The organism is Psychrobacter sp. SWN149 (assembly GCF_015864565.1).
Taxonomy (GTDB): domain Bacteria; phylum Pseudomonadota; class Gammaproteobacteria; order Pseudomonadales; family Moraxellaceae; genus Psychrobacter.
This window is the reverse complement of the sequence record NZ_JADYWX010000005.1, coordinates 380,149-394,061: the sequence shown is the minus strand read 5'-3', so window position 1 is coordinate 394,061 and position 13,913 is coordinate 380,149. Positions and strand designations below refer to the sequence as shown.

Annotated in this window: 14 protein-coding genes and 1 pseudogene; 12 read left to right on the top strand and 3 right to left on the bottom strand. The window is 41.8% G+C overall.

Annotated elements, in window-relative coordinates:
* Positions 1-63: 63 nt before the first annotated feature.
* Positions 64-699, bottom strand: a complete 636-nt coding sequence (locus tag I6E86_RS10750; RefSeq protein WP_320158534.1) for a TetR family transcriptional regulator C-terminal domain-containing protein — start codon at positions 697-699, stop codon at positions 64-66.
* A gap of 564 nt (positions 700-1,263) precedes the next feature.
* Between I6E86_RS10750 and rutA the strand changes: the two genes are divergently transcribed.
* From rutA to I6E86_RS10705, 9 genes and pseudogenes are all read left to right on the top strand, one after another.
* Complete coding sequence (rutA, locus tag I6E86_RS10745; RefSeq protein ID WP_197177453.1) at positions 1,264-2,367, top strand: pyrimidine utilization protein A; 1,104 nt, start codon at positions 1,264-1,266, stop codon at positions 2,365-2,367.
* Positions 2,368-2,381: 14 nt separating this feature from the next.
* On the top strand, positions 2,382-3,101 hold the full coding sequence (gene rutB, locus I6E86_RS10740) for a pyrimidine utilization protein B (RefSeq protein WP_197129781.1): 720 nt from the start codon (positions 2,382-2,384) through the stop codon (positions 3,099-3,101).
* A 75-nt stretch (positions 3,102-3,176) separates the two neighbouring features.
* Positions 3,177-3,560 (top strand): pyrimidine utilization protein C, encoded by a 384-nt coding sequence (rutC, locus tag I6E86_RS10735; RefSeq protein ID WP_110923384.1) that lies wholly within the window; start codon positions 3,177-3,179, stop codon positions 3,558-3,560.
* 132 nt (positions 3,561-3,692) lie between these two features.
* Positions 3,693-4,274 carry an NADH-dependent FMN reductase RutF gene (gene rutF, locus I6E86_RS10730; RefSeq protein ID WP_197177452.1) on the top strand — a complete coding sequence of 194 codons (582 nt, stop codon included), beginning with the start codon at positions 3,693-3,695 and terminating at the stop codon, positions 4,272-4,274.
* Between the two features lie 33 nt (positions 4,275-4,307).
* Complete coding sequence (locus tag I6E86_RS10725) at positions 4,308-5,666, top strand: solute carrier family 23 protein (protein WP_197177451.1); 1,359 nt, start codon at positions 4,308-4,310, stop codon at positions 5,664-5,666.
* 39 nt (positions 5,667-5,705) lie between these two features.
* A complete protein-coding gene (locus tag I6E86_RS10720; protein ID WP_197177450.1) occupies positions 5,706-7,205 on the top strand; it encodes a CoA-acylating methylmalonate-semialdehyde dehydrogenase in 1,500 nt (499 codons plus the stop codon).
* Between the two features lie 109 nt (positions 7,206-7,314).
* A pseudogene (gene ribB, locus I6E86_RS10715) lies at positions 7,315-7,998 on the top strand (3,4-dihydroxy-2-butanone-4-phosphate synthase); the annotation flags it as partial.
* A gap of 111 nt (positions 7,999-8,109) precedes the next feature.
* On the top strand, positions 8,110-8,886 hold the full coding sequence (rutD, locus tag I6E86_RS10710) for a pyrimidine utilization protein D (protein ID WP_197177448.1): 777 nt from the start codon (positions 8,110-8,112) through the stop codon (positions 8,884-8,886).
* Positions 8,887-8,904: 18 nt separating this feature from the next.
* Complete coding sequence (locus tag I6E86_RS10705; protein WP_197177447.1) at positions 8,905-9,501, top strand: malonic semialdehyde reductase; 597 nt, start codon at positions 8,905-8,907, stop codon at positions 9,499-9,501.
* A gap of 438 nt (positions 9,502-9,939) precedes the next feature.
* Here I6E86_RS10705 and I6E86_RS10700 read toward each other — a convergent pair whose 3' ends face one another.
* Both I6E86_RS10700 and I6E86_RS10695 read right to left on the bottom strand, forming a co-directional pair.
* A complete protein-coding gene (locus I6E86_RS10700) occupies positions 9,940-11,487 on the bottom strand; it encodes an ATP-binding protein (RefSeq protein ID WP_197177446.1) in 1,548 nt (515 codons plus the stop codon).
* A gap of 1 nt (position 11,488) precedes the next feature.
* Positions 11,489-12,211, bottom strand: coding sequence for a heavy metal response regulator transcription factor (locus I6E86_RS10695; RefSeq protein WP_197177445.1), 723 nt, complete (start codon positions 12,209-12,211; stop codon positions 11,489-11,491).
* A gap of 220 nt (positions 12,212-12,431) precedes the next feature.
* Here I6E86_RS10695 and I6E86_RS10690 point away from each other — a divergent pair, with 220 nt between their 5' ends.
* The 3 genes from I6E86_RS10690 (at position 12,432) to I6E86_RS10680 (ending at position 13,870) form a co-directional block, all read left to right on the top strand.
* Positions 12,432-12,716, top strand: coding sequence for a hypothetical protein (locus I6E86_RS10690; RefSeq protein ID WP_197177444.1), 285 nt, complete (start codon positions 12,432-12,434; stop codon positions 12,714-12,716).
* A gap of 177 nt (positions 12,717-12,893) precedes the next feature.
* Complete coding sequence (locus I6E86_RS10685; RefSeq protein ID WP_197177443.1) at positions 12,894-13,172, top strand: hypothetical protein; 279 nt, start codon at positions 12,894-12,896, stop codon at positions 13,170-13,172.
* A 104-nt stretch (positions 13,173-13,276) separates the two neighbouring features.
* Positions 13,277-13,870: a c-type cytochrome gene (locus I6E86_RS10680; RefSeq protein WP_197177442.1), complete on the top strand. Its 594-nt coding sequence runs from the start codon at positions 13,277-13,279 to the stop codon at positions 13,868-13,870.
* Positions 13,871-13,913 lie beyond the last annotated feature (43 nt).

The window sequence follows — 13,913 nt, the reverse complement described above, 5'->3', positions numbered from 1 at the left end:
TGTATAGGTGATACTTCAAACGAGGTTAACGCTGTCACTCTTTTATAGAGGATTGACTATAGATCATACAATCAGACTGTCTACCAGAAGTTGAATACTAGTGTCTAACGCGCTAGTAGCGAACTTCTTATTTTTCAAACTATGATTACACACTGCTTCAATTTGCGTAGAAAAATCAGAATAGTGCTGAGTGACCGCCCAAATATGGAAAATTAAGTGGATGGCAGAAACCGACTTAATCTTGTTGTCTGCAATCCAGCCATCAATCACGGCTACTTTTTCTCGAACTAGGGACTTCAAAGGTCCTTTTAATAAGGTCATTAAATGAGGCGCCCCTTGAATAATCTCTAATGCGTACAGTCTTGACGCTGCAGGCGACTTTTTTGACGTTTTATATTTTTCTTCGATGTAAGTTATAAGAGCCTCTCTTGGATCTTGGTTGGCACTCATCTCGTTTAAAGGTGACAACCACTCACTCAGCACCGTCTCCAAAACTGCAATATAAAGCGTCTCTTTACTGTCGAAGTAGTAAAATATATTTGATTTAGATATATCAGCCTCTTCAGCAATTTTCTCCATTCGCGCCCCGTTCAATCCCTCTTGGGAAAATACGATCAACGCAGCCTTAATGATGTGCTTTTTCTTTTTTAATACCTTTGAACTCGTTTCCATCTCTTTCTTTAGCACATCTTCTCTCACTATATTGTCCCTCACTATAAAGTCATATAACTCTATTAAATGACAGTTGATTCAATTTAAAAAAGGGTCAAAGCAACCAAGCACACAAGCCACCAATTGACCCAAACGGATATGCTAATGGCGTCAACAGCGTTCAACACTGTGTCGATTCATGAGCTCTCTGACTGTAGCAATATAGCGTCAGAGAACTCAGAAACCTAGCGTCATCCTGTCTCATCAGCCTAGTGTCATTCAAGTTCAGTAACCTAGTGCCAATCTAGTATCAGTTAGTTTTTTTTACCACTCATTTAGCGCCATTTTCATCCAAATTGCTCTCAAAATGCACTTTTGAAGCGTTTCTACATTTGTGCACCATTTTACAACATTCTGCACTATTTTATAACATCCGCACTATTTTCATGCATATTTTTAAACCATATGGTCTAAAAATTTTTGTGTATAAAAACGTTAAGTATTTGATAAATAACAATTAATTAATTTGGCATAAATTATGCTGCGTAAAAAACATGAAATAATCTTTATTTCTTTTATAGCTCTTTCTTCCTCAAACTTATAGGTGAAATTATGGAAATAGGTATTTTTTGTCCGATTGGCAACAATGGCTGGTTAATTTCAAAAAACGCGCCGCAGTACAAGCCAACATTTGAGCTTAATAAGCAAATTGTGCAACGTGCTGAGCACTATGGTTTTGATTTTGCGCTCTCGATGATTAAGCTACGCGGCTTTGGCGGGGAGACTGAGTTTTGGGATTATAACCTTGAAAGCTTTACCTTAATGGCAGGATTGGCTGCGGTCACATCCAAAATAAAAATCTATGCTACATCGGCGACGTTGGTCATGCCACCTGCAATCGTAGCAAGAATGGCTTCGACGCTTGATAGCATCTCAAACGGACGTTTTGGATTGAATGTCGTGACTGGCTGGCAAGAAGCAGAATATGGACAAATGGGAATGTGGCCAGGCGACGATTATTTTGGTAAGCGCTATGACTACCTATCTGAATATGTCCAAATTTTGAGAGATTTGTGGGCGACAGGCCAATCTGATTTGAAGGGTGAGTTCTTCCAGATGGATGACTGTCAAGTGAAGCCCATTCCAAAAGCGGATATGAAGATTATCTGTGCAGGTCAATCAGATACAGGGTTAGCGTTTTCTGCAAAACATGCTGATTACAACTTTGTCTTTGGTAAAGGTCTAAACACACCTACCGCTTATGCCGGTATCAATGACCGATTAAAGGTACACACGGATAAGACGGGCCGTAATGTTCCGACCTATGTTCTCTTTATGGTCATTGCAGATGAGACCGATGAAAAAGCCCAAGCAAAATGGCAGTCGTACAATGAAGGTGCGGATTTTGAAGCCATTGATTGGCTACAGTCACAAGGTGGCAAGGACAAAACATCAGGCAAAGATACCAATATTCGCCATATGGCCTCAAGTGTTTCACCAGTCAATATAAATATGGGTACGCTGGTCGGCTCCTTTGAAAATGTCGCCAGCATGTTAGACGAAGTTGGTGAGATACAAGGTACGGATGGCGTCTTACTTACCTTTGATGATTTCGTGCAAGGTGTTGAAGATTTTGGCAGTAAGATTCAGCCCCTGATGAAGAGCCGCATTAATGTCGATACCCCAATTGCCAGTCAAGCTGTCAGCGAAGCCTAATAAAAGGAGCGGATATGAATTCGGTTAATACAATTTGTGCAGACTTTACCAAGGAATCTTCTCCTGTTTTAGAGTCGTTGCCTGAACCTATCAAGTTAGATCCCTCACAGACGGCGTTGATCGTAGTAGATATGCAAAACGCTTATGCCAGCCAAGGCGGTTATCTAGATTTGGCTGGGTTTGATGTCACAACGACTAAGCCCGTTATAGATAAAATCAAGCAAGCCGTGGATATTGCACACCAAGCTGGCATACAAGTTATCTATTTTAGAAATGGCTGGGACAATAAATATGTGGAGGCTGGTGGTAGTGGGTCGCCCAACTATCACAAATCAAATGCCTTAAAAACCATGCGTAAGAATCCTGAAATTGAAGGAACGTTATTGGCGAAAGGGGGCTGGGATTACGAGTTGGTCGACGAGCTTAGCCCTGCACCTCAAGACATCGTTATAGATAAACCTCGATATAGCGGCTTTGCGAACACTAACTTTGATAGCGTATTGCGGTCACGAGGCATACGTAATCTATTGCTCACTGGTATAGCGACTAACGTCTGTGTTGAATCTACGCTTCGAGATGGATTTTTTCTTGAGTATTTTGGGGTGTTATTAGATGACGCTTGTTATCAGGCAGGACCAGTAGAGGCTCATGAGGCCACACTATATAACGTAAAAACCTTTTTTGGTTGGGTCTCTGATGTTGCAAGCATGCAGCAGTGTTTTACAGATAGCTAACGTTTTAATTAGCCAGTTTTTAGCAACCTAAACCATGCTTTTCATACTTAACCTAACCGCAATAGGAATGTAGATATGTCTAAACAAGTGATTATCCCTGAAGGTACCAGCAAACCATTAGCCCCTTATGTACCAGCGACTAAGGCCGACAATATCGTTTATGTCTCCGGCACTTTGCCTTTCGATGAAAACAACGATGTCGTACATGTGGGTGATGCCGCTGCTCAAACTCGCCATGTGTTAACGACGATCAAAAACGTGATTCAAACTGCTGGCGGCGATATGGATGACGTGACGTTTAATTCAATCTTTGTAAAAGATTGGGCAGATTATGACGCAGTCAATCAAGTCTATGCAGAATTCTTCCCCAATGAAAAGCCAGCAAGATTTTGTATCCAATGCGGGTTGGTAAAGCCAGACGCTTTGGTTGAAATCGCGTCCATAGCGCACATTGGATAAAGACCTGTTTAAAAATGACTGCAGTTAGTGAATTTAAAGTTACCTGACATTGAACCCCTTAATATTGGACTGTAGTAGGGCGCTTTAGTTAACTACACATGTGGCGGAATATTGTTTAAAAGGAAATGACAGATGAATACAGTAATTAAAGAAAGCCAAGTAACGCAATCCTCATTAATGAAACATAAATCTAAAGAATCATTCACCTCTACGGCAGCAAACTTAACTGACATGCAGCAATCTTTTAGAGATGCGATGAGTAATTTGGCTGCCGCCGTCAACATTATCACCACTGAGGGTCCAGCAGGGCGGGCAGGATTTACCGCCTCTGCTGTGTGTAGTGTCACTGACTCACCACCAACCCTATTGGTGTGTTTAAACAGAAGCGCTTCTGTATATCATTATTTTAAAGAAAACATGGTGCTATGCGTCAACACACTTGCTCTTGAACATAAAGATCTAAGCGGTGTGTTCGGGGGTAAAAAATCTCTAGAAGAAAGGTTTGAGCAAGGCAGTTGGTCTACGCTGTCAACAGGCTCGCCTGTACTAGAAGATGCCAGTATTTCTTTTGATTGCAAGATCAAACTCATTAGCTCGGTGGGAACTCACGATATTCTTATTTGTGAAGTATTGGATATCAAACACAAGCCTAATTGTGACAGTCTCATCTATTTCAATCGAGACTACCATCAATTAAGTAAGTGCACGAACTAAGTATCATCCCTCTACTTTTTAAGGATATTGAAAATGGATAAATGGTTTGTTAAATGGCGTCCCTATACTGGAAACCTAGAAACGACGCCGGTAGGTATCAATGAGTATCTACCAATGGGTAAAAGTGTGGTGTTAGGCGCACAGCACTCATTCGCAATGTTTGGTGCGACAATCTTAGCCCCATTATTAATGGGCTTTGATCCTAGCTTGACCATGCTGATTACTGGTATAGGCACGATACTTTTCTTTCTGATTACTGGCGGGCACGTACCAAGTTATTTAGGTTCTAGTTTTGCATTTATCGGGGCGGTAGCAGCAGTAACTGGCTATAGCGGTACTGGTATCAATCCAAATATTGGCATTGCGCTTGGGGGCACACTGGTCTGCGGGGTTTTATACGCACTGATGGGTCTGCTAGTGATGAAGACAGGTGCAGGATGGATTGAGAATTTGATGCCACCTGTGGTCACTGGGTCCATTGTGATGATTATCGGGTTGAACCTAGCGCCTGTCACCATACAAAGCGTCATTGGCAGTAGCTTTGATTCTTGGATGGCGTTAGTCACCGTGTTGTGTATCTGTTCAGTCGCCGTATTCACCAAAGGTATGGTCAGACGCTTGCTACTGTTAATAGGACTGGTCGCTGCATATTTTATTTATTTCCTATTAACGAATGTGATGGGTATGGGCAAACCTATCGATTTTAGTCCAATTGCGAATGCTGCCTGGTTCGGTCTGCCAACACTATATTCTCCTGTCTTTGAGACCAGTGCCATATTAGTCATCGCACCCGTCTTTATCATCTTGATCGCTGAAAACCTTGGGCATTTCAAAGCAGTAGAGGCCATGACTGGCAAAAGCATCTCACCTTATATGGGTAGAGCTTTCTTCGCTGACGGCCTTTGTACCACGCTTTCGGCTTCGGTAGGCGGCACTGGTATGACGACTTATGCAGAAAACATCGGCGTCATGGCAGCGACCAAAATTTACTCTACAGTCGTCTTTGTCATAGCAGGTGTCTTCGCCATTCTATTGGGCTTATCACCTAAGTTTGGCACCCTGATCAGTACCATTCCTGTAGCCATCTTGACCGGTGCTTCAATCGTTGTCTTCGGTTTGATTACGATCGCCGGCGCGCGTATTTGGATGAATGCAAAAATTGATTTTAGTAAGAATGGCAATATGTTGGTAGCCGCCGTTCCAGTCATCCTAGGCACTGGCAACTATTCACTAAACATTGCTGGCTTTGATTTAGGTGGTATCGGTACCGCTACTTTTTTAGCCATTCTTATGAACCTCGCTTTCAATTTTAAAAACAAACAAAAAGAGATGAGCGTGACCACTGAGAGAGAAATTGCTACATCAGAACCGCTCTTGAAGCTCAATCCATAAATTTAAACCCTATTTGATATTACCTTAAGGAATCGTGTCATGACTGCAGAACTACGCAACGTACAACAATTGATAAACGGCGAATTTACTGAATCGACTACCACAGAATGGATTGATATCAACAATCCAGCCACTCAAGAGGTTATCGCAAAGGTACCACAATCAACACCTGAGGAAATTGATCAAGCCATCAAAACGGCATCTGAGGCTTTTCAGAGTTGGCGTATCACACCCATCAGCAAACGAGCTCGTGTGTTTCTAAAGTATCAACAACTGATACGTGAAAATATGGATGAGCTGGCAGCGCTATTGACTGAAGAACAAGGTAAGACACTGGCAGATGCTAGAGGCGATGTATTTAGAGGCCTTGAGGTCGTAGAACACGCATCAGGTATCGGCAACTTGCAACAAGGTGGCTACATTGAAAATGTCGCCAGTAGTGTCGATATGTATACCGTTCAGCAGCCAATAGGTGTCTGTGCAGGTATTACTCCCTTTAACTTTCCTGCCATGATACCGCTATGGATGTTTCCAATGGCCATCGCTACAGGCAACACGTTCATTTTAAAACCATCTGAGCAAAACCCAATCGTTACCATGAGATTGGTCGAGTTGGCGCTTGAAGCAGGTATACCAAAAGGGGTATTAAGTGTCGTTCATGGTGGTAAAGATACGGTGGATGCGCTGTGCGATCATCCAGATATAAAAGCGATATCTTTTGTGGGTTCAACTGCGGTGGGCAAGCACGTATATGACCGTGCAGGTCAGGCTGGCAAACGTGTGCAATGCATGATGGGTGCGAAAAACCATGCCGTTATTATGCCTGACGCTAACAAAGAACAAAGTCTGAATCAGTTAGCAGGCGCAGCATTTGGTGCAGCAGGTCAGCGATGCATGGCACTGTCTGTCGTGGTATTGGTTGGTGAATCTAAACAGTGGGTTGATGAGATTGTAGAGAAATCAGCACAGCTAGTAGTGTCTGCTGGCAAGGATGATAAAGACTTAGGTCCGCTAATATCTAAGCAAGCCAAAGCCCGTGTCGAGCGCTTAATCCAAGCGGGCATAGACGAAGGGGCGCATCTAAGACTAGATGGTCGTGGTTGTCAGGTAGCAGGTTATGAAGAGGGTAACTTTGTTGGCCCGACCATCTTAGACAATGTAACCACTGATATGAGCTGCTATACCGAAGAGATTTTTGGTCCTGTCCTGTGCATTATGTATGCCGACACGCTTGAGGAAGCCATTAAGATTATCAATACCAATCCAAATGGTAATGGCACCGCAATTTTCACCCAATCTGGCGCCCATGCACACAAGTTCCAACAAGATATCGATGTTGGACAAGTCGGTATTAATTTACCAATTCCAGTACCGCTACCGATGTTTTCGTTCACAGGGTCTAGAGCGAGTAAGCTCGGTGACTTAGGTCCTTACGGTAAGCAAGCGGTGCAGTTTTATACACAGACTAAAACGGTGATATCACGCTGGTTTGATGAAGATGCTAGTGAAGGCGTAAATACCACTATCTCTATGAAGTAGCTATACGGCCGTATCAAACGTAGGACGTTATGTAGAGCGTGTGATTAATTGAAAATAGTCTCTACATAACAACATACAAAAGCAAATATAAATGCAAATGGCGGATTTTATGAATATCAATACAATACCAGAAATCGTTGAAGATATTAGAGCAGGCAAGATGGTCATAATCATGGATGATGAGGATCGGGAAAATGAAGGTGACCTGATTATGGCAGCCAGTTTGGCCAAACCTGATGATATTAACTTTATGATTACACATGCCAGAGGTTTGGTTTGTTTGACCTTGACCTCCGAGCGTTGCAAAAAATTAAAACTACCTCTCATGTGCAAAGACAACCAAGCACCTTACAGTACAAATTTCACCGTTTCCATTGATGCAGCAAAAGGCGTAAGTACAGGTATATCAACGGCAGACAGGGCTCAAACCATTAGAACTGCCGTATCTCAAGACGTTACCTTTGATGACGTCGTAACCCCAGGTCATATTTTTCCATTAGTGGCTAAAGAAGGCGGTGTTTTAGAGCGGGCTGGGCATACTGAGGCAGGTTGTGACCTAACGAGACTGGCTGGTTTAGAACCTGCTGCGGTTATCGTAGAGATTATTAACCAAGATGGTGAAATGGCTCGTAGAAATGATCTGATGAAATTCGCCGATACTCATAATCTAAAGGTCGGCACCATAGACGCGTTAATCAAATATATTAAGTCTCAAGAGGCTGTTGAAAATAAAAGTAAAAATGAAAGCGAAGTCGAAAATTTCGAAGAAACCGTAGCGTATGAATATGATGAAAGCGATGAGCGTACCGTTGAATTGATTTAGTCAGTTTAATTTAACTTGATTTTATAAGCTATTAGATACTTTTACCGCAATTTGAAATTTACCAAAATTGGATGAAACCCTATGTTAGTTAAAAAATATCCTTGTAAGAACGACACGACAGAAACGATCGTATTTAGTTCAGGTTTAGGCGGGCATGCTGATTTTTGGTTACCTCAAATTGAGAGTTTTACCGAGCATTACAATGTGATTTGCTATGAACAAGAGGGGGTATCGCCTGATAGCGATCTCTTACCCGATGACTATTCTATGCAAGATTTAGCGGATCAATTAATTGAAATCTTAAAACAAGAAGGGCTTTCTAACTGTCATTTCGTCGGTCACGCGCTTGGCGGGTTTATCGGTATGGAAGTCGCTTACAAGGCACCAGAGCTATTAGACAAGTTAGTTATCTTGAATGGTTGGGAGAGCCTAGATCCTCACACTATTAAATGTTTTAGTATGCGAACCAGTTTGCTACAAGATACAGGGGTAGAGGCGTTTGTACGCGCGCAAGCGATATTTTTGTACCCGCCTATATGGATCTCAGACAACATAGAGGCACTCACACAAAAAGAAGATAAAGCCATTGCTAACTTTGCCCCAGTTAAGAACGTCTTAACGAGGTTAAAAGCCTTGCAGTCTTATCAGCCTCTGATAAACGCTAAGCATATCAAAAACAAGACGTTAGTCTTAAGCAATCTTGATGATGTTTTGGTGCCATGGCAACGCGGTCTGGCTTTGGCTGAAAATATGCAAAATGCTCAATTTGAGTTAATGCTGACAGGTGGACATGCCAGCACAATCACAGAAACCTGCTCAACCAATAGCAAAATCCTTCAATTCTTATCCAAAATTTAATATCAATTAGGACGTACTATGACTGATTCCCTATCGTTATCCTCAGAAGGTCTTGATCAGCTGTTTGGTAAGGCCAGATCCTTTAACGCTTGGCAAAAAAAAGACGTACCAGATGCACTACTTGAAGAGATCTATCACTTAGTGAAAATGGCGCCTACCTCGGCCAATTGTTCACCGGCACGTTTTGTATTTCTCAGATCTGATGACGCTAAAGCGCGTTTAGAGCCAGCACTGTCATCAGGTAATATCGAAAAAACAATGACAGCACCTATCACAGTGATTGTCGCTCATGATAATGAATTTTATGAGCAACTTCCTAAATTGTTTCCACATACGGATGCCAGATCATGGTTTAACTCTAGCCCTGAACTCATACAAGAAACGGCGTTTAGAAACAGTTCTATGCAAGCGGCTTATCTGATCTTGGCTTGCAGAGCCTTGGGTTTAGACACGGGCCCTATGTCTGGATTTAATAATGAATTGGTAGATGACACCTTTCTTAAAGATAGCAAATGGACCTCAAATCTACTGATTAATATAGGTTATGGCGAACCCGATCAATTATATAGCCGTCTCCCAAGGTTGGATTTTGATGAGGCTTGTCAGATCTTATAAGAAACCCCACTGAACTGTTTGATTTCGGGATAGGTTTAAGGGGATTTTTAGGATGGTTCCATTGGGGTATACCTTAACGTTTTTCCGCCAGTTGTCTGATTAAAATCTCCCAAGCTTAAATCTACGGGATTGACAGCAAGGGTCACTTTGGACTAGGTCTATTACCACGCATTAAAAGTGAACCAGTTGTTTTGAATCAATAGAACTGGCTGGTGATGGATGCTTATATAGCGCACCGATCACGAATATGTATGTGAAGTACACACTGTTATGTCAATAACTTAGACTATTGATATAAGCAGTCTAAAGCCTAAGGTTCAAGTCCTCACTGGGGGGCTGTTATTATTCTCACAATATGAGTAAACCTAACTTAATATTCTGTTAATTCATCGATACGTATCGTTTCTAAACCCCAAGCTTCATAGTATGAGGAGGGGTTTACTTGGCCATCAACAACGCTACCTTAACCTCAAAACAATATTCCTCTTTGATAGTAATACTCACTCTACCTTTATGGGCATTAGAGATAGCCTGCACGATAGACAGTCCCAATCCTGTACCTGCGTACTGATGGCTAGTCTTATCATGACGATAGAATCGCTCGAATAATTTATCCGCTTGACTCTGATCCAATGGTTTGTCTAAACGATTGGTCATTGTTATTCTTAACCATGGCTGCTTTGAGGGCCGAACCTCGTTTTTTGCTAGATTAGTTGAGGTAGTTGAGGCGAGGACGGTAGCGGATATCATGATCGTACTACCGCTAGCTGCGTAATAAATGGCATTTGACATCAGGTTGGCAAACAGCCGTTGCAATAAGCCTTCATCACCTAATACCTTTTCAAAATCACCCGATTTCTCAAAAGTTATCTCTCGATCCTCGGCAATTATTTCATAATAATCTATAAGCTTAGTGATTAAGCGGTCCGTATCCACGTGACTGATTTGCGAGTCATTTAATCCTTTTTGAGTTTTTGCCAGTAGCAGCATATTGTTTATCATGGCTGACAGCTGCTCTAACGTGTCATGCTGATGATGTAGCTGCTCGATGTATTCGTTGCCTTCTCTTGGCTTAGTTAACATGACCTGCGTTTGTGTACTCAGCGTCGCTATTGGCGTACGTAGCTCATGAGCGATATTGTCTGAAAACCGAGACAAAGACTCAAAGTTGCTTTCAAGCTTGACCATCATCGAATTATAAGACTCTGCTAATGGCCGCAGTTCTAACGGCATATCGCCAACCACAACTCTTTCGTCTAACCTTTGGAGGTTGATGCCTTTCATTTTTTGGACGATAGTGGCCAAAGGCGCAAAACCCCAGTACACACTCAAAGCAGCTACTGAGACGAGTAACAATGTAATCGCGAACAAAATCATACTAAGCTGACGATTGAACTGTAATAAATACTGATGATGCACATCGATAGGCAATGCGATAAGCGCGAGCATTTTGTCATCTTCAATGACCATCGCTCGATAGTATCGGCTGTTGACATTCATCACGAACTGTTGCTTATCATTATCTTGTCTCAGTGATGACAGATTAAACCCGTCTCCCAGCTCTTGAGCAAAATTATTGGGGGTACTAGACAGTATCTTCCCTTCTTTATTGGCGATAACGGTTTTTAGATCGTAATCTAGCCAAGAAGAGTGCAGATGATCAGCTTCATCTGATACCACTGAAGTAGGCGTATTGATATCAGGTTTCGCATCAGGTGCCGAGCTTAACGGCTGTTGGTTGTTTAGTAGCGTTTGAGAGCTTGTTGGGGTTTGGGAGGCTATAGGGCTATTAGGCTCTGCCACCTGCTTACGTAAGTTAAAAGCCGCATGAGTCATAATCTCAGCGTCCATTTGCTCAAAATGACCTTTAACAGAGTGCTGTATCCATATATAAATAATGACCTGTGACACAACAACGAATATCGTGAGCAATAGCACAGTACGCCACAATAGTGGTAAGCGCCGATTATCCACCTTATATTTCATCTTAGAGCTTGCCGACTTCATAAGATGGGGTGCTATCAAGTGCAGTATCGACAGCCTCTAACCGATAGCCCATACCGCGTACCGTATGAATCAGCTTTGCCTCATGATCATCATCTATTTTTATACGCAGACGCCTTATCGCCACATCAATCACATTGGTATCGTTATCAAAATTCACATCCCATACTTGGGAGGCGATCACGGTACGTGGTAGCACTTCACCTCGGCGCTCTAATAAAAACTGTAGTAAGGAAAACTCTTTTGCTGTGAGCTTAATAGGCTTGCCGCCTCTATGTACAGTGCGTTTGGCAATATCCATCTTGAGATCTGCTATTTGTAGGATCGTACTTTGATAATCGGCTTGATTGGCGCGTCGTAATAGACTTTTTATTCTGACGATCAGTTCTGCAAATGCAAAAGGCTTGGTCAAATAATCATCACCACCAATCTCAATCCCTTTTATTTTATCGCTTAAGTCATCTTTTGCCGTTAGAAATAGCACAGGCGTATGCTTACCCGCTGCTCGGTAATTGCGCACCAGCTCAAAGCCACTAACATCAGGCAGCATCACATCCATCAGTATCACGCTAAACTCTTCTGTCATCAATGCATGATAGCCATCTAGACCGGTTAGGTGATGATCCACGATAAACCCAGCTTCAGTTAAGCCTTTTTTTATATACTCGCCAAGCTTCAACTCATCTTCTACCAGTAGGACTTTCATTGTAATTTCTCAGTACGATTATGATTGTTTAACGTTCTAAGCAGCACAGATGACAGCATTGACTGCTAGCTGACAAAGATGTCATGTACTCGTAATCAGACTGTCAGTATTCTTTTGCTAATCTATATAAACGGTACATAGGTGCTCATTTCCAATGCCTAGCTACTACGAATTATTTTTATCGGTAATCAATTTAAACAACTTACGAAAGAGGTTTTATATGAAAATTCACGGTTCATTCAAAAAATTAGTATTGCTGTCGGTATCTGTACTTATAGGTATTACTACTGCTAATGCACATACTACTGATCTGAGTACTTCAATCATCAATAACTGCGACGCTGTGACTGACTTTGCAAAAAACTTGGATCATAACGATGCTCAGCTCTCAAATTCACAGATGAAAAGCTATATCGATGCTAGAGTGGCTTGTGAGATTGAACACAAAGATCAACATCTACAGTCTGAAAAATACTTCATAAACAAATATAGCAGTAATAAGTAATATCAGCGTTAACGTCATACTAAAGGATTGCTGACAACATTAAAAACCATAAATAGCAAGATGACAGAATTGTAATCTTGCAGTCATCTCTCTGTCAGAATCAATAAAGTATGCTGTAGAGTAACTTAATATTTTAAAGTCTTTTCGACTTTATACTAAATCAAATAAGGATTTACCATGTCACTATTCAAATCAATGCCACTGTCTAAATCAATCGTAGCAACCGCTATAGCATTGGTCGTTTCAACATCAGCCTTGGCACATGACCCAAAAATGCATGCTGAAAAAGACCAAATGAATTGCGAAAAAATGGAAAAGCATATGCAGATGATGGGCAAAATGGATCATAGCAAAATGGATATGAACGATCCTGCTATGAAAGCCATGATGACCAACATGAGCAAAATGAAAGCGATGTATCAAAAGCACTGTGTTGCTAGCAAAAGTGACTCTTAGACATTGCTCTTATAGAAGTGGATCGTAGAAATTGAATATTATTGTTAGATGGTTTTGTCGAGCAACAATTGGATATTAATAAAATGGATTTTTAGGACAAACCTATGAAGTTTTTACTAGGAATACTGTTTACTGTCTTTGTCGCTATTGTGGGCATTTTTATGGTGGTGACCAGTGGTGTGATAAATATCGGTGCTGATCAGGCCCATAGTCCGCTGGTCTACGATTTTTTAGAGACCGCTCGCACGCGTTCAATAGCAAATGCTAGTAAGGACATTACGGTTCCAAACTTAGAAAAGACAGAAATGATCAGCTCGGGCGGGGCAGACTATAAAGATATGTGTGCAGGCTGTCACTTGTCTCCTGGGGTAGAAAGCACTGATTTTAGTGCAAGTTTATATCCAAAGCCGCCCAGCTTTACCAATACTGAATTGGTTGAACGCTATAAAACAGATGCCGGTGCTCAGCAAGCCTTTTGGGCCATCAAACACGGCATTATGGCATCAGGTATGCCTGCATGGGGTGCTTCGCATGATGACGCTAGAATGTGGGCAATGGTTGCTTTTATCAGATCATTACCTGAATTAAATGAAGCCCAGTACACCATGTTAACGACTAGGATAGACGATGATATGTTGGACATGTCATTTGATGGTGAGATGGATATGTCAGGTGATGGATCGGGCATGCAACATTGATTTTTTGTAAGAGAGGCAGTGCTTAATAGTACTGCTTTTTGCG